A 17,255-nucleotide genomic window follows, 5' to 3' on the forward strand; every position below is an offset into this window, starting at 1 on the left:
CATGTCGGGCTCGAGACATACTACAGAGACTAGAGAGGGTTTTTAGACATGAATATGCGGTTGCTTGCCGGCGTCGCCTTGGTCGCGCTCGGCGCGGCCTCGGGTGCTTCGGCTCAAAGCGCCCTGAGCGGCTTCTATGTCGCGGGCGATGTGGGCTACCACGAGCCGAAGGACGTCAAGGCCACGTCCTCGAACGGCTATCAGTGGAATTTCTCGGGCGACAAGGACTGGGCCGGCTTCGCTCGCCTGGGCTACAAGTTCTCGCCGAACTGGCGCGTGGAAGCTGAATACGGCTATCGCCCCAGCGACCTGAAGAGCGTCCGCGGCAACGGTCTGGCCGGCGCTCAGCCGATCGGCCTCTGCACGCCCGGCGTCGGCCGTTCGGCCGCCTCGCCGGACTGCGGTGAGCTCGACGGCAGCCTGAAGGCCACCACCCTGATGGCCAATGTCATCTTCGACCTGGCTCCCGGCGGCACCTTCAACCCGTATATCGGCGCCGGCGCCGGTACGGCCTGGGTTCACAACAAGGCCTATGGCCAGCTGTCGGGCGTTCCGGCCGGCGGCGCTCGCTTCCAGAACACCAACTTCGACGACGTCGACCAGGCCTTCGCCTATCAAGGCATCGTGGGCGTGGGTTGGAACTTCGCTCCGAACTGGTCGATGGACCTGACCGGTCGCTATCTGGAAACCAAGAACCTCAAGTGGGGCTCGGTGACCCAGAACACCGGCCCGGCCGGTGGTTCGATCACGGACGTCGGCACCTTCTCGGGCAAGTACAAGGACGCTTCGGTGACCCTGGGTCTGCGCTACACCTTCGGGTCGCCGCCGCCCCCGCCGCCCCCGCCTCCGCCCCCGCCGCCCCCGCCGCCCCCGCCCCCGCCGCCTCCTCCGCCCCCGCCGCCGATGCCGGCCGCTCCGGCCTATGAAGCGCGCGAGTTCGTGGTCTACTTCCCGTTCGATCAGTACGTGCTGACGCCGGAAGCCCAGGCGGTGGTCCAGCAGGCCGCCGAATACGCCAAGGGCGGCAACGCGACCAAGGTCGTGGTGACGGGTCACACCGACACCTCGGGTTCGGACCGCTACAACCAGAAGCTCTCGGAACGCCGCGCCAAGGCCGTCGCCGATGGCCTGGTCAGCCAGGGCCTGAACGCCACGGCCGTGGCTGTCGACTGGAAGGGCGAAAGCGCTCCGGCCGTCGCGACCGGCGATGGCGTCAAGGAACCGCTGAACCGCCGTTCGACGGTCTCGATCAACTTCCAATAAGGAAGTCTCGATCGACGGAATTGGGGGCTGGCCGCGAGGCCGGCCCCTTTTTCTTTGGCGGGGCAAAAACGGAAAGACGCTCCCGATGGGGCGTCGGGAGCGTCCGATCCGGCGGACCAAGAGGGCGAAGGACCGCCGTAATGGGGCCGGCAAGAAGGGGGCGCCAGCCTCATCGGTAGATTTGAACGGGTAGGAAGCGCTGGCGGCAAAGGGTCCGTCGCGCTCCGATAACCGTGTTCGATTATACGCCGATACCCGTGTCAGGCGAGTCGAAACGGCCAGACTCGGTCAGGTGCGACAATTGGCGCGGCAAGGGCGAGGGATGGCCCAGCAACTTGGCGACCAGGTGCTCGGCCAGCAGCGGGGCCAGGCAGAAGCCGCGCGAGCCCAGCCCGGTCAGAACCAGCAGGCCATCGTCGCGGATCCCCGCCAGCGGCAGACGGTCCGGCGTCGTGGCGCGCACCGCCGCGCGGCCTTCGAAGGTCTTGCCCGCCAGGCGCTCGGCCAGGTCCGGCAGACCCTTGGCCAGGGTGTCGAGGTTGCGGGCGTGGTCCTCGGGACGGATGTCGACGGCGGTCTGGTTTCGGTCGTGGGTGGCGCCGAACAGGACGCCGTCACGGGTCGGCACGGCATAGCCGCCGAAGGCCGTCGCCGAGGTCGTCTCGCCGACGGTCCAGCTGGCCTGGCCGCGCACGGGCTTCAGGGAGATCTGGGGGAGAAGGTCAGCGCTCGCGGCGCCGCCGGCCACGGCCACGCGGTCGGCGGCCACGATCAGGTCGCCGGCTTCGTCCAGCAGGCGCCAGACCCCATCCTGTTCCGACCCGTCGCGCTCCAGGCGGGCGACGCGGCGGCGGAGAATCTCGCCGCTCCAGGCGCGGGTGACGACGGCGGGCTCGATGACCAGGGCGCGGGTCATGGCCAGGGCGTCGCCGCGCATGAGCATGGCCCCCGGCTCGAACAGGTCCTGGCCGGCGACGGTGGCGAACCGGGCCGGATCGCGCGGGCTGGCGGGCAGCTGCAGCACTTCGCGGGCGATGATCGCCCCGGGCTCGGCGTCGTACAGGGCCGCCGCGCGGGCGAGGGCCTGGGCGTAGAGCGCCGCGCGCGGGCCGCCGCCGGCGTCGAGCGCGGGGGTGACCAGGGCGGCGGGGTTGCCCGAGGCGGCGATGCGGTCCGGATCGTCGACGACGGTGACGGCGAGGCCTTCGGCGCGGGCCGCGCGCGCCAGCGACGCGCCGGCGATACCACTGCCGATGATCGCCAGGGTCTGGGGCCGCGGCGCGGGCACATGCTCGCCCATTTCGCTCAAGGGGGGCAGCCAGGCCTCCAGCCGCTCCCGCTTGCGGCCGAAGCCGGGGCGCTTGGCGATCTTGAAGCCGGCGGCTTGCAGGCCGCGCCGTACGGCGCCGGCCACGGTGAAGGTCGCCGCGCGGGCGCCCGGCGCCGAGCGGCTGGCGACGGCGGTCAGCACCTCCTCGCGCCACATGGCCGGGTTCAGCGCGGGGGAAAAGCCGTCCAGGAACCAGGCGTCGGCCGCGCCGTCCCAGGCTTCGAGCGCTGGGATCACGTCCATGACCGCGAGGTCCAGGGTGGCGTCGAAGCCGGGCAGGTTCACGCGGTGGAAGCCCCGCGCGCGACCCGGCCAGTGGTCCAGCAGCACCTGGGTCGCCGCGCCCAGCTCGGGCCAGTGGGCGAGAATCCGGGCGGCCTCGTCGCACGCCAACGGATGGGCCTCGACCGAGAAGATATGCAGGCGGCCGGCTCCTTGTTTCTCGCGCCGCCAGAGGTCGAGCAGGGCGGCGATGTTCAGGCCAGAGCCGAATCCAAGCTCGCCGACCGTGAAGTCTGGTTGCCGCCCGAACCGCTCTGGTAGGCCGCAGCCGGTCAGGAACACGGCCCGCGTTTCGGCCAGGCCGTCGACGCTGGAGAAGTAGACGTCGCCGTACAGGCTGGACTGCGGCAGGCCGTCCTCGCGCCAGATCAGCGGCGAGCCTGCGGGACTGGAAGACGCGGTGGGATCCATCGGCCTGCTAGAGCGCCGCGGGGCGGCGGGCGTCAACGAAAAAGGGCCGCCCCAGCGGAACGGCCCTTCTGGATTTCCCAAGAATGGGGCGCGCCTAGTGCCCGGCCTTCTTCTCTTCCGGCTTGGCGGCGGTGGCGGCGTCCGCCGCGGCGGTGGCCGAGGTCGCGGACGGCGTCGAGGTGGCGCCCGTGGCGGCGGCGTCCGCCGCCGTGTCGGCCGGATCGGCCGGCGCCGCGGCCGCGTCAGCGGCGGCCTTGTTGGCGTCGGCGGCGGCCTGGTCCTTGGCCGAGGCGGCGTCGGTCACGGTGCTGGCGTCGGCGGCGGCGGCCTTGGCGGCGGCGCTGTCGCCCTCGGCTTCCTCATGCTTGCCGCAGGCGGCCAGCGACAGGGCCGAGACGGCCACGCCGGCGATCAGGAGTTTGCGAAGCATCGTGGTGTTCATGCGGATTTCCCCTAGCGGCGGACGCCGTCGCCTTGTCGACGACGACTTTGCGCTGAAGGAATACCGGTTCGAAAGCGGGCGCAAGTTACGAGGCGCTAACCTCAGGCTCGGGAGTGGCCCTCGGAAGCGGCTATTCGTTCGGGATCTGCGACAGCGCCTCTTCCAGCTCGGCGAAGCTGGGCTGGGCGGGCGAGGGCACGTTGCCGCGGCCGATCTCGACCGAGATCTGGGCGGCGTTGCCGTGCAGGTGGGCGACCAGAACGGCCTGGATGATCTTGTAGAAGGCGCCGTCCTCGTTGACGACGGCCTGCAGGCGCGTGGCCATCGGGCCGACGATGCCATAGGCGATGAACACGCCGAGGAAGGTGCCGACGAGGGCGCCGCCGATCATGCCGCCCAGGACGGCCGGCGGTTCGGTGATCGAGCCCATGGTCTTGATGACGCCCAGCACGGCGGCGACGATGCCCAGGGCGGGGAGGGCGTCGGCCATGCTCTGCAGGGCGTGGGCCGGCTCGAGCGCCTCGTGGTGGTGCTTTTCGAGCTGCTTTTCCATCGCGTCCTCGACCTGGTGGGGATCCTCCAGGTTCATGGTCATCATCCGCAGGGTGTCGCAGATGAAGTCGACGGCGAAGTGGTCGTGGGTGATCTTCGGGTAGCGGGCGAAGATCGTGCTCTCGTGCGGCTTTTCGATGTGGCTTTCCAGGGCGATGACGCCCTTGGACTTCATCGTCTTGGTCAGCAGGAACAGCAGGGACAGCAGGTCGCGATAGTCAGACGGCTTCCACTTGGGGCCTTTGAAGATCTTGCCGAAGCCGCCGGCCGTGCCCTTGATGACGACCATCGAGTTGGAGATCAGGAAGGCGGCGACGGCGGCGCCGAGAATGGCCATCAGCTCGTGAGGGGCGGCCTCGATGATGACGTCCAGCTTGCCGCCACCCATCAGGTAGCTGCCGAACACCATGCCGAAGAGCATGACGATGCCGATGATCTGGAACATGGTGGCTAGACCGACCCCGAGAATGAAGCCGCATCATCGGGGTTAATGATTAAGCCAACGTTTTCGCACCGGCGCTCCTGGCCCATGACGTGCGATACATCGTGCTTGAAGCTTGCCGGCGCGCGCCACGCTACGACCTAAAAATCGGACATCGCCGTTCTGGCGCTTCCATCGGAACCGGAGGCGGCCTAACAGTTGTTTGATGACTGGGGAGTCCAAAGAGGCCCGGGCCAACCGGGCGCCGTTCGCGATCCTCTTTGGCGTGTCGGTGGCGACCGCCATGGGGAACAACGGCATGCTGTCGGTGCTGCCGGCCATCGGCCGCCAGATCGGCATTCCCGACGCCATGGTCGCGGCCATCTTCTCCCTCTCGGCGGTGCTGTGGGCGATCACCTCGCCGCTGTGGGCCCGGCAGTCGGACCTGCGCGGGCGCAAGCCGCTGATCCTGCTGGGCCTGGGCGGCTTCTGCGTGTCGATGCTGCTGTGCGCCCTGGTGGTGTCGGCCGGCCTGCATCACCTCGCCCCGCCGCTGGTGATCTTCGTCGCCTTCCTGCTGTGCCGGGCGCTGTTCGGGACCTTCGGCTCGGCGGCCAATCCGGCCACCCAGGCCTATATGGCCGAGCGCACCAGCCGCGAGGAGCGCACCCAGACCATGGCCACCCTGGCCGGGGCCTTCGGCCTGGGCACGGTGGTCGGCCCGCTGCTGGCCCCGCTGTTCGTGCTGCCGGGCGTCGGCCTGGCCGGACCGATGTTCGCCTTCGCGCTGCTGGCGGCGGTGATGCTGGTCGTGGTCCAGCGCGGACTGCCGGAGACCTTCAAGCCTGGACGCGGCGAGACCCCGCCCCGCCGACGTCTCGGCGTGCCCTGGCGCGGCGAGAGCGCGGCCCTGTGGCGCGATCCGCGCCTGAAGCCCTTCCTGATCTTCGGCTTTCTGGTGGCCGCCTGCCAGACGGCCCAGACCCAGACCCTGGGTTTTCTGATCATCGACAAGCTGGGACTTCCGCCGGTCAAGGCGCAGGGCTTCATCACCCTGGCCATGGCCGCCGGCGCGGTGGCGGCCCTGCTGGCCCAGTGGGGCCTGATCCGCATGTTCCGCATGGGGCCGCGCGACCTGATGCGCTGGGGCGTGGGCTGCGCGGCGATCGGCAATATCGTCGTCGCCTTCGCGCCGGACTACGCCGCCGTCGCCATCGGCTACGCCATCGCCAGCCTGGGCTACGGCTTCGCGCGCCCGGGCTTCACGGCCGGCGCCTCGCTCTCGGTCGAGGCCAAGGACCAGGCCGGAGCGGCCGGCGCCATCGCCGCCATCAACGGCCTCAATGTCGTGGTCGCGCCCCTGTTCGTGCTGCTGTACGAGCGCATCGGCTGGGGGCCGTTCATCCTGAACGCGGCCATCCTGACGGCGCTGGTCGTCTACGCCCTGCGCGAGGCGACCCTGCGCGAGGTCGACAAGGGCGGCGCGCGGGAAGAGGCCACGATCGCGGGGCTGGAGCGGACGGACGAAGGCGGGGTCTGACCGTCAGACGAAGGCCTCGCCTGGGCGGATTTGGATCAGTCGACCATCCGCTCCAGCGCCCGACGATCCTGCAGCACCACGCACCGCACGCTGGGCAGGGCGATCAGTCCCTCGTCCTGCAAGGCCGTCAGGGTCCGCGACACCGTCTCGATCGTCAGACCCAGATAGTCGGCCATGTCCTGGCGGCCCATCGGCACGTTCAGCTCGGCGCGGGCGTGGGTGCGTTCGGCGATGTCCAGCAGCAGGCCGACGACTCGCTCCTGGGCCGAGCGACGGCCCAGCATCAGCACGTGATCCTGGGTGCGCTGCAGGACCTCGCCGGTCAGGCGGAACAGGGCTCGGGCGGCGTCGCTGCGCGTGGCGGCCAGATCGCTGAGCGCCCCGCGCCGGATCATCCGGATGCTGGCGTCGGTCAGGGCCTCGGCCGTGATGCGGTGGGTGTCGCCCATCTCCAGGCCGAAATACTCGCCGGCGAAGTGGAAGTCGTCGATCTGGCGGCGGCCGTCGCGCAGGATGCGGTAGGTCCGAACCGCGCCGGTGACCACCTGATAGACATAGTCGGCGGCCTCGCCCTCGCCAAAAATCTCCTCGTCGCGCGAGAAGCGCGGGCAGGCGCCCGGAATGGCCAACACGGAGTCGAGGACGCCAGGAGCAGTGTCGATGCGAAGCGGAGACAGCATGGAAAGACCCTTCAGTTGATAGGGTCATGCGCCTATTCCCACCGTCGCGATATTCGGGAGCCGCGCCTAAGGAAACACCCTTACGCGGGTATGCGGGTGGCGTGTTTGAGGCGGATCAACCCATGTGGACGGGTGTCCAGGCAAGATGGCTTCATGTCGGATCGCCCCCTCATTCTGCTGCTCGTCGAGGACGAGCCCCTGCGCGAGGCGTTGCGCTTCTCGCTGGAGACCGAGGGCTATGCGGTAGGGACGCGGCCGGATGGGAGACCGGCCGCGGCGGTGGTCATCGACGATGATCGGGAGGACTGGCCGGCGGTGGGGGAGAGCCCGACGATCGTGCTGACGGGCGACGCCGAGCGGCTGCTTCGGCGGGGCGTGCGGGGCGTGTCACTGGTGGAGAAGCCCCTGCTGGGGGATGCGTTGAGCGTGAGACTGAGCGAGGTTCTCAAAACCAACAAAAGCTTGTCAGCCCGGCCGTAGCGAAGCGTGGAGCCGGCGCCCAAGGGGGCGACGAAGCGTCGTGCGCGCCGCCCCTGGGTCCCGGACAGCCTCCGCGAGGCTTCCGGGATGACAAGAACAGGAGCGGTTGAGGGAAGGTTTACGCGCCCCCACGCACCGACAGCGTCATCCGCACCAGCGCCGCCAGGTTGTCGGCCTGCATCTTGGTCATCAGCTTGGCGCGGTAGATCTCGACCGTACGCGGGCTGATGCCCAGTTCGCGGGCGATGACCTTGTTGGCGTGGCCGGCGACGACGCCGTCCAGCACCTGGCGCTCGCGTTCGGACAGGGTCTCAAGGCGGTGCAGGATGGCGGCCTGGTCGTCGGTCACCGGAGCGGCCTCGGCGGCCTTGATGGCGCGGCCGAGCGCGTCCAGCATCCGGGCGTCCGAGAACGGCTTCTCGATGAAGTCCACGACCCCGGAGCGCATGGCCTCGACGGCCATCGGGATGTCGCCGTGGCCGGTGATCATCACGATCGGCATCTTGACCTTCAGGGCCGCCAGGCGCGCGACCAGCTCCTGGCCGCTCATCTCGGGCATGCGCACGTCGGTGATCACCACGCCCGGCTTGGCGTCCGGCAGGGCCTCGAGGAACGCCGGGGCGCTGGCGTAGGCGACGACCTCGAAGTCTGCGGACTCCAGCAGGAAGGCCAGCGACTCGCGGGCGCTCTCGTCGTCGTCGACCACATGCACGACGGCGGTCGGGGTCGCCTGGGGAGCGTCACTCATCGACGGGTTCCTTCTTATGATCGGCGGGCGGCAGGGTGAAGCGGAACAGCGCCCCGCCGCCGGGATTGGCCTCGGCCCAGATGCGGCCGCCATGGGCTTCGATGATCGAACGCGAGATCGACAGGCCCACTCCCATGCCCTGCGGCTTGGTGGTCATGAACGGCTGGAACAGCCGCTCCAGCACCTCGGGCGCGATGCCGGGGCCGGTGTCGGCGACGCTGACCTGTGACCAGCCCTGGTCGGTCACGGCGCTGGTGATGGTGAGCGCCTTCCGTCGCGCCCCGCTCTCCTGCATGGCGTCGATGCCGTTGCGGATAAGGTTCAGCAACACCTGCTGCACCTGGACCCGGTCGGCATAGACGGCGTCTGCGGCCGGATCCAGGGAGAGGCGCACATCGACCTGCCGGTCACGCTCGCCGATCAGGGCCAGGGCCGAAGCCTCCTCGATCAGCTTGGACAAGCTCTCGTCGGCCCGCTCGCTGGCCCCGCGGCGGACGAAGTCGCGCATGCGGTGGATCACCTCGCCGGCCCGCAGCGCCTGGGCGGCGGCCCGGTCGATGGCGTCGCGGACCTTGGCCTGGTCGGCCTCGCGGCCCCGGTCGATCAGGCGGCGCGAGCCGGTCAGGAGGTTTGCGATGGCCGACAGCGGCTGATTCAGCTCGTGGGCCAGGGTCGAGGCCATCTCGCCCATGGCCGTAAGTCGCGAGACGTGGACCAGCTCGTTCTGCAGCTCCTGCAGGCGGGTCTCGGTCTCCTGGCTCTGGGTCAGGTCGCGGATGAAGCCGGTATAGGAAGGCATCGGTCCCTTGGTCTCGCCGACCGCCAGCTCCATCGGGAAGGTCGAGCCGTCCTTGCGCTGGCCGACCACGACGCGGCCGACGCCGATGATCCGCTTGTCGCCGGTGCGGTGGTAGCGCTGGATGTAGTCGTCGTGCGCGGCCGCGTGCGGCTCGGGCATCAGCAGGCTGACATTCTTGCCCAGAACCTCCGAGGCGGTCCAGCCGAACATCCGCTCGGCGGCGGGACTGAACGAGGTCATCAGGCCGTCGCGGTCGATGACCACCACCCCGTCCGGCACGGTGTCGAGGATCGAGCGAAGGTGGTCGTTGACCGCCGCCTCGCGCCGCCGCGCGGCGTGGAACCAACCGCCCCCGACGGCCATGCCGAAGCCGACCGACAGGAAGATCGCCGCGCACAGGCCGCTGACCAGGTTGAACGGGATGTCGCGCGTCACCCACCAGACGCTGGCCCAGGCGAAGGTGGTGGCGAAGGCGCCGGGGCCCAGGCCGCCGAGCGCGGCGCTGACCAGAACCGCCGGCACGAACAGCAGGAACGACGAGGGGGCGGTGAACGCCGCCGGCAGATACAGGCGCGCGACCGCCGTCGCCATCACCGCGGCGAAGGCGGCCAGATAGGCGGTGGGGTGCGGATCGCTATAGAGCGTCGAGGACAGGCCTCGGGCTGGCTTCATCGGTGTTCCCAGTCTTGAGGTCCTTATAGCCGGACGGGTTTGAGCCAGGTCAAGGCGCGGTCATTGCGTAGGTCCGAGGCTGGAGGTTCTAAACAACAGGAGCGTTCGAATGTCGGACGGACAAATGGCGTATCTGGGTCTGGTGATCGCGGCGTTCTCGGCGTTCGCCGTGGTGCTGTTCGTGACCTATATCCGGGTGAACATGAAGTAGGAGCCTTCGGCGCTCGGAGCTTCCCAAAGGCTCGCCATCCCGGCTCCGCGCTACGCCTCGGCCGGGATGGCGAGCTTTTTCGCGTTTGGAGCGTTCGCGCCCATCTCCACCCGCCGTCCGCAGACCGCCGTCGGCGCCGCGCGGTGGCTGACCAGCACCAGGCCCTGGCCGGTGCGGTCCAGGCGCTCTTGAAGCCGGTCCACCACCAGCATCTCGGTCGCCGCGTCGAGGCCCTCGGTGGGCTCGTCCAGCAGCAGCCACGGCGCATCCCGCAGATAGGCCCGCGCCAGGGCCAGGCGTCGGCGCTCGCCGCCGGACAGGCGCTCGCCGTCGTCACCGAGATAGGCGGCCAGGCCTTGAGGCGCGGTGCGGATGCGATCGGCCAGGGCGGCGGCTTCCAGGACGTCCCAGAGCTGGGCGTCGGTCGCCTTGGGCGCGGCCAGGCGGAGGTTGTCGCGCACGGTGCCGGCGATCAGGCCGGCGTCCTGCGGCAGCCAGGCGAAGGTCGAGCGGGGGAGGGCGGCTTGGCCGCGCAGGCCCAGCAAGGCCTCGACGGCGCTGGTCTTGCCGCAGCCGGACGGGCCGACGACGGCCAGACGTTCGCCGGGACGCAGGGTCTGGCCGAGGATCGTCACGCTGGGCGGCGTCTCCGGTCTCGGCGCGATCGCCTGAGGGCGATGCCGCAGGATCGTGTCCAACCGGTCGCGAGCCTCGCGCGCGGCGCCGTCCTGGTCGAAGGCGTGGGCCAGACCGGACAATGCGTCGACGCTCATGGCCGCGGCCAGACCGGCCAGGGCGGCCAGGGGCGCGCCGGCCGGGGCGGCGCTGACGACGGCGGCGGCGACCGCGACTCCGAGCAACGTGGCTTGGCTCATCAGGATCAGGCCCTGGGCGCGGGCGGCGGCCAGCCGCGCGGCGTCGAGCTGGGCGGCCCTGGCGTTCAGCGTCTCGCCGGCCCAGGCGTCCAACCCGTAGGCGCGCAGCTCGGCCGAAGCGGCGACGAGGGCGGCGGTAGTCTCCTTCAGGGCCCCGACCCTGGTTTGAACCGCGGCGCGGGCGGGCGTGGAAAAGCGCCTGGCCACGGCGCGGGCGATCAGGATCGCGGCGCCGGCGGCCAGCAGGATCACGAGGGCCGGGAGCCAGCCCGCCAGGGCGGCCATCACCAGGCCGGAGCCCAGGCCGGCGACCGCGCTCCAGGGAGCGGAGAGACGGACGAAGCGCGTCTCGATGGCGTCGACGTCCTGAACCAGGCGGGCCGAGGCCTCGCCGCGCGACAGGGTCAGCGACTGGGACGGGGGGGCGGCGGCCAGGCTCTCGAACACCGCCGGGCGGATGGCGGCCAGGGCGCGCAGGGCGGCGGCGTGGCCGCTCAGGCGTTCGCCATAGCGGGCGGCGGTGCGCAGGATGGCCAGCAGCCGGATCATCGCGCTGGGGATCAGCACGTTGAAGGCGTGGGCGGCGGCCAGGCCCGCCAGGCCGGCGGCCGCGCTGGCGACGATGAACCAGCCGGACAGTCCCAGCAGGATGGTCGAGGCCGCGCCTACGACCACGGCGCTGGCGATCGCCAGCCGTAGGGCGCCGGCGCGCTGGCGCTTCTGGGCGCGGATCAGGTCGTCGAGAGGGCTGGTCACAGGCGGATCACTTGGTCGGCGAGGGCCGCGACGGCCTCGGAGTGGGTGGCGATCAGGGTCGTGCGGCCCTTGGCGGCCACGCGGATGGCGGCCAGCATCCGCTCTTCGGCGAGCGCGTCGAGATTGGCCGTCGGCTCGTCCAGCAGCAGGATCGGGGCGGGCTTGAGCAGGGCGCGGGCCAGGGACAGCCGCCGCCGCTCGCCGCCGGACAGACCGCTGCCGCGCTCGTCGAGCATGAAGTCGAGGCCGCCGGGGCGGTCGAGGACCAGGCCGACCGCTTTCGCCGCCGCCTCGATGTCGGCGCGGGGCGCGTCGCGGCGCGACAGGGCGATGTTGTCGGCGATCGAGGCGGGCAGGATCAGCGGCGACTGGCCGGCCCAGGCGATGTCGGCGGCGCGGGGGGGCGCGCCGTCGATTAGGACCTTGCCCCCAGTGAGGGGCGCGAGCTCCAGCAGCAGGTTCAGCAGCGAGCTCTTGCCCGCGCCGCTGGGGCCGACTAGGGCGGTGATGGTTCCGGCCTGGGCCACGAGGTCGAAGCCGTCCAGCGCTGGCGCGTCGGCGTCGGGATAGCGGACCGTGACGCCCTCGAAGCGGATGGTCGGGGCCTGGGTTAGCGGCGTCGCGACGGGCTTCTCCTCAGGCCTTTCGAAGGTCGCGAGACTGGCCGAGGCCGCCTCGGCGGCCTGGCGGTCGTGATAGGCGGCGGCCAGGCGGCGCATCGGGGCGTAGATCTCCGGCGCCAGGGCCAGGACGAAGAAGGCGCGCTTCAGGTCCAGGGTCTCTGGGACCGGGAAGGGCAGCAGGCGCAACAGGTTGAAGCCGCAATAGACCGCCACCAGGGCCACCGACAGGGCCGCGAAGAACTCCAGCGCCGCTGAGGAAATAAAGGCCACGCGCAGCACGCGGATGGTGCGCTCGGCCAGCTCGGAGGCCGATCGGCGCAGGGCGGCGGTCGTCGTTCCCTCGGCCTGGAAGGCCAGCACCGTGGGCAGGGCGCGGACGCGGTCGAGGAACAGGCCCGAGAGGCGCTCCAGGGCCAGGAACTGGGCGCGGCTCTCGGCGGCGGCGGCCGTGCCGGCCAGAATCATGGCGGCGATGAAGGGCATGAGCGTGGCCAGCAGAATACCGGCGCAGATCGGGCTGGCGATCGCGGCCACCGCGATCATCATCAGCGGCAGGACTGCGGCGGAAAGTCGCGCGGGCAGGAAGCGGGCGAAGTGGCCGTCCAGCGCCTCGACGCCCTCGACCAGGGCGGTGACGGCCTGACCCGTCGGGCGACGCGGGCCAGCGAACACGGAACGCGCCAGGTCGGCGCGCGCGGCGGCCTTGGCCTGGGCGGCGGCGCGCGCCCCCGCTTCGCTCGCCGCGCGGGCCAGCCAGCCTCGCAGGCCGCCGGCCAGGATGATCGCGAACAGGCAAAGGCCCAAGGTCAGCGGCCCACGCCCGCTGGCCACGGCGTCGACGCCAAACGCCAGGCCCGCCGCGAAGCCGATCGCGGCCACGCCGTCCAGCAGCACGAACAGCCGCGCGCGGCCCATGGCGGACCCACCGCGCCGGCTGGCCTGCTTGAGCCACGTCCCGGGTTCAACGGAACCATCAATCTGCACTATGTCGGCGCCCATGGGTTGAGTGTAGGCTCGTTTGGTTCGCGAGCCTTGATCCCGATCAAGGACCGGACGGTCGCGGCGGTCTAGGAGAAAGTCCTCGAACGGCGTGATCATCGGCCGTTCGTTTGGGAGCTATCCATGGACCCCGCCGTCATTGATCTATCGCGACTGCAGTTCGCGCTGACCGCCTTGTACCATTTTCTGTTCGTGCCCCTGACGTTGGGGCTCAGCATCATGCTGGTCATCATGGAGAGCATCTATGTGATGACCAAACGGCCGATCTGGCGGACCACCACCCGCTTCTGGGGCGCGCTGTTCGGCATCAATTTCGTGCTCGGCGTGGCCACCGGCATCACCATGGAATTCCAGTTCGGCATGAACTGGTCCTACTACTCGCACTATGTCGGCGACATCTTCGGCGCCCCATTGGCGATCGAAGGGCTGATGGCCTTCTTCATGGAAGCCACCTTCGTCGGGCTGATGTTCTTCGGCTGGGACAAGCTCAAGCCAGTCGGCCACCTGTTCGTGACCTTCATGGTCGGTCTGGGCACCAATCTGTCGGCCCTGTGGATCCTGGTCGCCAACGGCTGGATGCAGAACCCGATGGGCGCGGCCTTCAATCCCGACACCATGCGCATGGAAGTCTCCAGCTTCCGCGACGTGCTGTTCAACCCGGTGGCCCAGGCCAAGTTCGTGCACACGGTCAGCGCCGGCTACGTGATCGCCGCCGTGTTCGTTCTGGGGATCTCGGCGCTGTATCTTCTGAAGGGCAAGTACGCGGGCGTGGCCAAGCGCTCGATGACCGTCGCCGCCGCCTTCGGCCTGGCCGCTTCGCTGTCGGTGGTCGTGCTGGGCGACGAGAGCGGCTACGCCCTGACCGACAACCAGAAGATGAAGCTGGCGGCGCTGGAAGCCATGTGGGAGACCGAGCCCGCCCCGGCCGGCCTGACGGCCTTCGGCATACCGGACCTTAAGGAACGCAAGACCCACGCCGAGATCAAGATCCCCTATGTCCTGGGCCTGATCGCCACCCGCAGCTTCGACAAGCCGGTGGAGGGCATCTTCCAACTGGTCGCCAAGGCGCAGGATCGCATCGAGAGCGGCGTCGTCGCCTACGGAGCGGTCGAGGCCCTGAAGGCCAACCCCAAGGACATGACCGCCCGCGCCACCTTCGAGCAGCACCGCCGCGACCTGGGCTACGCCCTCCTGCTGAAGCGCTATGTCGCCGATCCGCGTCAGGCCGGCCCCGACCTGATCGTCAAGGCGGCCTGGGACACGGTGCCGCCGGTGCCGGTGATGTTCTGGGCGTTCCGGATCATGGCCGGGATCGGCTTCCTGATGATCGCTCTGTTCGCCACGGCGTTCGTGCTGGTCACCCTGCGCAAGCACGACACCAAGTGGTTCCTGATCATCGCCGTGGCGGCCATCCCGCTGCCGTGGATCTCGACCGAGCTTGGCTGGTTGCTGGCTGAGGTCGGCCGGCAGCCCTGGGCGGTGGACGGCGTGCTGCCGACCTTCCTGGGCGCCTCGAGCCTGTCCGTCCCGCAACTGCTGACCAGCATCGCGGCCTTCACCCTTCTGTACGGCGCGCTGGCCGTGGTCGAGATCGGCCTGATCATCAGGACCGTCAAGAAGGGCCCCTTCGCCCCGCATGAGCCGGTGCTCGACGGATCCGTCGAAGCCGAACCGGCCGTCGCTTAAAGGAGCGCTGAATCATGGATATCCCCGTCGATTTCGCCACGCTTCGCGTCATCTGGTGGGCCCTGGTCGGGATCCTCCTGATCGGCTTCGCCTTGACCGATGGCTTCGACATGGGCGTCGGAGCGCTGCTGCCCTTCGTCGCCAAGACCGACCAGGAACGCCGGATGGTCATCAACACCGTCGGCGCGACCTGGGAAGGCAACCAGGTGTGGTTCATCCTGGGCGGGGGCGCGATCTTCGCGGCCTGGCCGTTCGTCTACGCCATTAGCTTCTCGGGTTTCTATCTGGCGATGTTCGTGGTCCTGGCGGCGATGATCATGCGACCGGTGGGCTTCAAGTATCGCTCCAAGCGGCCGAATCCGAAGTGGAGGGCGTTCTGGGACTGGAGTCTGTTCGTCGGCGGCTTCGTGCCGGTGCTGGTGTTCGGCGTGGCCATGGGCAATGTGCTGCAAGGCGCGCCCTTCCGCCTGGATAGCGACCTGCGGGCCTTCTACGAGGGCGCCTTCATCGGTCTGTTCTCGCCCTTCGCCCTGGTGTGCGGCCTGCTGTCGGTCTCGATGCTGGTGCTGCACGGCGCAGCGTGGCTGACCATCAAGGCCGAGGAAGGGCCGGTCACCGAGCGCGCCCGCCTGTTCGGCGAGATCGCGGCCCTGGCCAGCATCGTGCTGTTCGCGGCCGGCGGCTTCTGGGTGGCGTTTGGCGGCCTTGGCTTCCGGATCGAGGGCTTGGCCGACGCGGCTGGTCCGTCCAACCCGCTGCGCGGCGCCGCCGCCGTGCGGGCTCCGGGCGCCTGGCTCGACAACTATGGCCGCCATGGCTGGATGGTCATCGCCCCGGTTCTGGGCTTCGTGGGCGCGGCCCTGGCCCTCTATGGCCTGCGGTTCAACAAGGCCTGGGCGGCGTTCAGCGGCTCGTCCGCTTCGGCCGTTGGCATCATCGCGACCGTCGGCCTGTCGATGTTCCCGTTCATCCTGCCCAGCAGCTTTGATCCGCGCTCCAGCCTGACGGTGTGGAACGCCTCGTCCAGCCACATGACGCTGTTCATCATGCTGATCGTGACGTTGATCTTTCTGCCGCTGGTCCTGATCTACACCGCCTGGGTCTACAAGGTGCTGTGGGGCCGCAGCACCACCGGCGCCCTCGTCACCAACCCCGACCTGTACTGAGGAGCTAGAAAGTTATGTGGTACTTCACCTGGATCCTCGGCCTCGGTCTCGCGGTCGCCTTCGGCGTGCTGAACGGCGTCTGGTACGAGTTCAACCTGTCGGATGACGGCGACGAGGGCCTGTCGGAGCCGTAGGGACTCGGTTTGAGGGGGCGCGACAATCCGGCGCGCCCCTTCGAGCTCAGCCTTAACGGTTGTTAAAGGCCCTTCGGGCTCTTGTAGGCGGGAGCCCGAGAGCGCGTCGAACACGCCGCCCCGGGACCGCTGAATTCGACCCGGGGATATCGCATGACCGACAACACCGCGCCCGCGCTGGAATTGATCTCGTTCTGCATCGGCGAGCAGGAATTCTGCATCGACGTGAAGACGGTCCGTGAAATCCGCGGCTGGACCCCGGCCACCCCGATCCCGCACGCGCCGGCCTATATGCGCGGCGTCATCAACCTGCGCGGCGCGATCATGCCGGTCATCGACCTGCGCAACCGCCTGGGCCTGGGCGTCACCATCCCCGAGACCCGCCACGTGATCGTGGTGGTCGAGTGCCAGGATCGCCTGGCCGGCATCCTGGTCGACGCCGTGTCGGAGACCTTCACCGTGCCGCGCGACAGCCTGCAGCCGGCCCCCGATGTCGGCGTCGAAGAGCTGCGCTACATCCAGGCCATCATCTCGATGGAAAACCGCCTGATCACCTATCTGCGCATGGACGACGTGTTCCCCGCCGTGGTTCGCGAAGCCGCGTAGGCCCTGGATGCTTCCCCTCCGGGGGAGGGCAAAAGAAAAGGCCGCCGAGGGCAACCTCGGCGGCCTTTTCCTTGCGCGCTGCTCTGGATCAGATCTTGCGGACGATCCGCGCCGCCGCGGCGTGGAAGCCCGCTTCGGCGGCGGCGAGGTCGGCCACGGCGCCTTGGCGCTCGGCCGCGACGCCCATGTTGCTCGCCGCGTAGCTCTCCGAGACCTTGCGGGCTCCCTGGGCGCGCAGGGCCGCGTTGGAGGCGGCGGTCTCGTGCCAGGTCGCCAGGCTTTCGGCGGTGACCTCGGCGGCGGCGTCTGGGTGCGGGGGGACCTCGCCGAAGCCGATGGCCACGAAGCCGTGGATGACGCCGTAGTCTTCTTCCGACAGCAGGAAGGTGATCTGGCGCTCTTCGGTCTGGCCGGTATAGGCGTCGTCCTCCGGATCGAACTCGCGCAGCACCAGGATGTCGCCGACCTTGAACTCGCGGTCGTTGCGGCGGATCTCGAAGCGCTTCTGGCCCGAACGCACGGCGGCGAAATACTTGGGCCAGGTCTTCAGTTCGTGGCGGGTCATGGTCGGCGGACTTT

At 69.6% G+C, this 17,255-nt stretch carries 16 protein-coding genes; 7 read left to right on the plus strand and 9 right to left on the minus strand.

The genetic code is table 11. The annotated features are described in order from the left end of the window. Positions 1 to 48 precede the first annotated feature (48 nt). A complete protein-coding gene (locus EIK80_RS02895; RefSeq protein ID WP_125155447.1) occupies positions 49 to 1,263 on the plus strand; it encodes an OmpA family protein in 1,215 nt (404 codons plus the stop codon). A gap of 241 nt (positions 1,264 to 1,504) precedes the next feature. Here EIK80_RS02895 and mnmD read toward each other — a convergent pair whose 3' ends face one another. The 3 genes from mnmD to motA form a co-directional block, all read right to left on the minus strand. Beyond that, positions 1,505 to 3,286 (minus strand): tRNA (5-methylaminomethyl-2-thiouridine)(34)-methyltransferase MnmD, encoded by a 1,782-nt coding sequence (gene mnmD, locus EIK80_RS02900; protein ID WP_199743355.1) that lies wholly within the window; start codon positions 3,284 to 3,286, stop codon positions 1,505 to 1,507. Between the two features lie 94 nt (positions 3,287 to 3,380). Beyond that, positions 3,381 to 3,728, minus strand: a complete 348-nt coding sequence (locus EIK80_RS02905; RefSeq protein ID WP_125155449.1) for a hypothetical protein — start codon at positions 3,726 to 3,728, stop codon at positions 3,381 to 3,383. 130 nt (positions 3,729 to 3,858) lie between these two features. After that, positions 3,859 to 4,725 (minus strand): flagellar motor stator protein MotA, encoded by an 867-nt coding sequence (gene motA, locus EIK80_RS02910; RefSeq protein ID WP_125155450.1) that lies wholly within the window; start codon positions 4,723 to 4,725, stop codon positions 3,859 to 3,861. Between the two features lie 202 nt (positions 4,726 to 4,927). On the opposite strand from motA, the gene EIK80_RS02915 reads away from it, so the two are divergent. Next, the gene (locus EIK80_RS02915) at positions 4,928 to 6,241 is read left to right on the plus strand and encodes an MFS transporter (protein WP_125155451.1); all 1,314 of its coding nucleotides are present in this window, start codon (positions 4,928 to 4,930) and stop codon (positions 6,239 to 6,241) included. Positions 6,242 to 6,276: 35 nt separating this feature from the next. Here EIK80_RS02915 and EIK80_RS02920 read toward each other — a convergent pair whose 3' ends face one another. Continuing rightward, a complete protein-coding gene (locus EIK80_RS02920; protein ID WP_125155452.1) occupies positions 6,277 to 6,921 on the minus strand; it encodes a helix-turn-helix domain-containing protein in 645 nt (214 codons plus the stop codon). A 153-nt stretch (positions 6,922 to 7,074) separates the two neighbouring features. On the opposite strand from EIK80_RS02920, the gene EIK80_RS02925 reads away from it, so the two are divergent. Further along, positions 7,075 to 7,401, plus strand: coding sequence for a nucleoside transporter (locus tag EIK80_RS02925; protein ID WP_125155453.1), 327 nt, complete (start codon positions 7,075 to 7,077; stop codon positions 7,399 to 7,401). A gap of 118 nt (positions 7,402 to 7,519) precedes the next feature. Here EIK80_RS02925 and fixJ read toward each other — a convergent pair whose 3' ends face one another. From fixJ to cydD, 4 genes are all read right to left on the minus strand, one after another. Further along, the gene (gene fixJ, locus EIK80_RS02930; RefSeq protein WP_125155454.1) at positions 7,520 to 8,149 is read right to left on the minus strand and encodes a response regulator FixJ; all 630 of its coding nucleotides are present in this window, start codon (positions 8,147 to 8,149) and stop codon (positions 7,520 to 7,522) included. Then, entirely contained in the window at positions 8,142 to 9,620 is a 1,479-nt protein-coding gene (locus EIK80_RS02935; protein WP_125155455.1) for a PAS domain S-box protein, read from the minus strand. Before EIK80_RS02935 ends, fixJ begins: the two co-directional genes overlap by 8 nt. A gap of 261 nt (positions 9,621 to 9,881) precedes the next feature. Continuing rightward, entirely contained in the window at positions 9,882 to 11,462 is a 1,581-nt protein-coding gene (locus EIK80_RS02940; protein WP_125155456.1) for an amino acid ABC transporter ATP-binding/permease protein, read from the minus strand. After that, on the minus strand, positions 11,459 to 13,084 hold the full coding sequence (cydD, locus tag EIK80_RS02945; RefSeq protein ID WP_125155457.1) for a thiol reductant ABC exporter subunit CydD: 1,626 nt from the start codon (positions 13,082 to 13,084) through the stop codon (positions 11,459 to 11,461). The genes EIK80_RS02940 and cydD overlap by 4 nt, the downstream gene beginning before the upstream one ends. A gap of 123 nt (positions 13,085 to 13,207) precedes the next feature. Between cydD and EIK80_RS02950 the strand changes: the two genes are divergently transcribed. From EIK80_RS02950 to EIK80_RS02965, 4 genes are all read left to right on the plus strand, one after another. Next, positions 13,208 to 14,770 carry a cytochrome ubiquinol oxidase subunit I gene (locus EIK80_RS02950; protein ID WP_125155458.1) on the plus strand — a complete coding sequence of 521 codons (1,563 nt, stop codon included), beginning with the start codon at positions 13,208 to 13,210 and terminating at the stop codon, positions 14,768 to 14,770. 14 nt (positions 14,771 to 14,784) lie between these two features. Then, complete coding sequence (cydB, locus tag EIK80_RS02955) at positions 14,785 to 15,936, plus strand: cytochrome d ubiquinol oxidase subunit II (protein WP_125155459.1); 1,152 nt, start codon at positions 14,785 to 14,787, stop codon at positions 15,934 to 15,936. A 14-nt stretch (positions 15,937 to 15,950) separates the two neighbouring features. Beyond that, a complete protein-coding gene (gene cydX, locus EIK80_RS02960; protein ID WP_035043223.1) occupies positions 15,951 to 16,070 on the plus strand; it encodes a cytochrome bd-I oxidase subunit CydX in 120 nt (39 codons plus the stop codon). A gap of 153 nt (positions 16,071 to 16,223) precedes the next feature. Further along, positions 16,224 to 16,676, plus strand: a complete 453-nt coding sequence (locus tag EIK80_RS02965; protein WP_125155460.1) for a chemotaxis protein CheW — start codon at positions 16,224 to 16,226, stop codon at positions 16,674 to 16,676. Positions 16,677 to 16,764: 88 nt separating this feature from the next. On the opposite strand, the gene EIK80_RS02970 is transcribed toward EIK80_RS02965, so the two are convergent. Beyond that, positions 16,765 to 17,241, minus strand: a complete 477-nt coding sequence (locus EIK80_RS02970) for an ASCH/PUA domain-containing protein (protein ID WP_125155461.1) — start codon at positions 17,239 to 17,241, stop codon at positions 16,765 to 16,767. Positions 17,242 to 17,255 lie beyond the last annotated feature (14 nt).

This window comes from Caulobacter sp. 602-1 (assembly GCF_003931565.1).
Taxonomy (GTDB): Bacteria; Pseudomonadota; Alphaproteobacteria; order Caulobacterales; family Caulobacteraceae; genus Caulobacter.

What these genes read in the sequence shown, in the direction of transcription:
- EIK80_RS02920 (WP_125155452.1), bottom strand. Translation starts at nt 6,921, where the DNA reads ATGCTGTCTCCGCTTCGCATCGACACTGCTCCTGGCGTCCTCGACTCC.
- EIK80_RS02905 (WP_125155449.1), bottom strand. Translation starts at nt 3,728, where the DNA reads ATGAACACCACGATGCTTCGCAAACTCCTGATCGCCGGCGTGGCCGTC.
- EIK80_RS02970 (WP_125155461.1), bottom strand. Translation starts at nt 17,241, where the DNA reads ATGACCCGCCACGAACTGAAGACCTGGCCCAAGTATTTCGCCGCCGTG.
- EIK80_RS02895 (WP_125155447.1), top strand. Translation starts at nt 49, where the DNA reads ATGAATATGCGGTTGCTTGCCGGCGTCGCCTTGGTCGCGCTCGGCGCG.
- EIK80_RS02925 (WP_125155453.1), top strand. Translation starts at nt 7,075, where the DNA reads ATGTCGGATCGCCCCCTCATTCTGCTGCTCGTCGAGGACGAGCCCCTG.
- EIK80_RS02935 (WP_125155455.1), bottom strand. Translation starts at nt 9,620, where the DNA reads ATGAAGCCAGCCCGAGGCCTGTCCTCGACGCTCTATAGCGATCCGCAC.
- cydX (WP_035043223.1), top strand. Translation starts at nt 15,951, where the DNA reads ATGTGGTACTTCACCTGGATCCTCGGCCTCGGTCTCGCGGTCGCCTTC.
- cydD (WP_125155457.1), bottom strand. Translation starts at nt 13,084, where the DNA reads ATGGGCGCCGACATAGTGCAGATTGATGGTTCCGTTGAACCCGGGACG.
- mnmD (WP_199743355.1), bottom strand. Translation starts at nt 3,286, where the DNA reads ATGGATCCCACCGCGTCTTCCAGTCCCGCAGGCTCGCCGCTGATCTGG.
- EIK80_RS02915 (WP_125155451.1), top strand. Translation starts at nt 4,928, where the DNA reads ATGACTGGGGAGTCCAAAGAGGCCCGGGCCAACCGGGCGCCGTTCGCG.
- EIK80_RS02950 (WP_125155458.1), top strand. Translation starts at nt 13,208, where the DNA reads ATGGACCCCGCCGTCATTGATCTATCGCGACTGCAGTTCGCGCTGACC.
- fixJ (WP_125155454.1), bottom strand. Translation starts at nt 8,149, where the DNA reads ATGAGTGACGCTCCCCAGGCGACCCCGACCGCCGTCGTGCATGTGGTC.
- EIK80_RS02965 (WP_125155460.1), top strand. Translation starts at nt 16,224, where the DNA reads ATGACCGACAACACCGCGCCCGCGCTGGAATTGATCTCGTTCTGCATC.
- cydB (WP_125155459.1), top strand. Translation starts at nt 14,785, where the DNA reads ATGGATATCCCCGTCGATTTCGCCACGCTTCGCGTCATCTGGTGGGCC.
- motA (WP_125155450.1), bottom strand. Translation starts at nt 4,725, where the DNA reads ATGTTCCAGATCATCGGCATCGTCATGCTCTTCGGCATGGTGTTCGGC.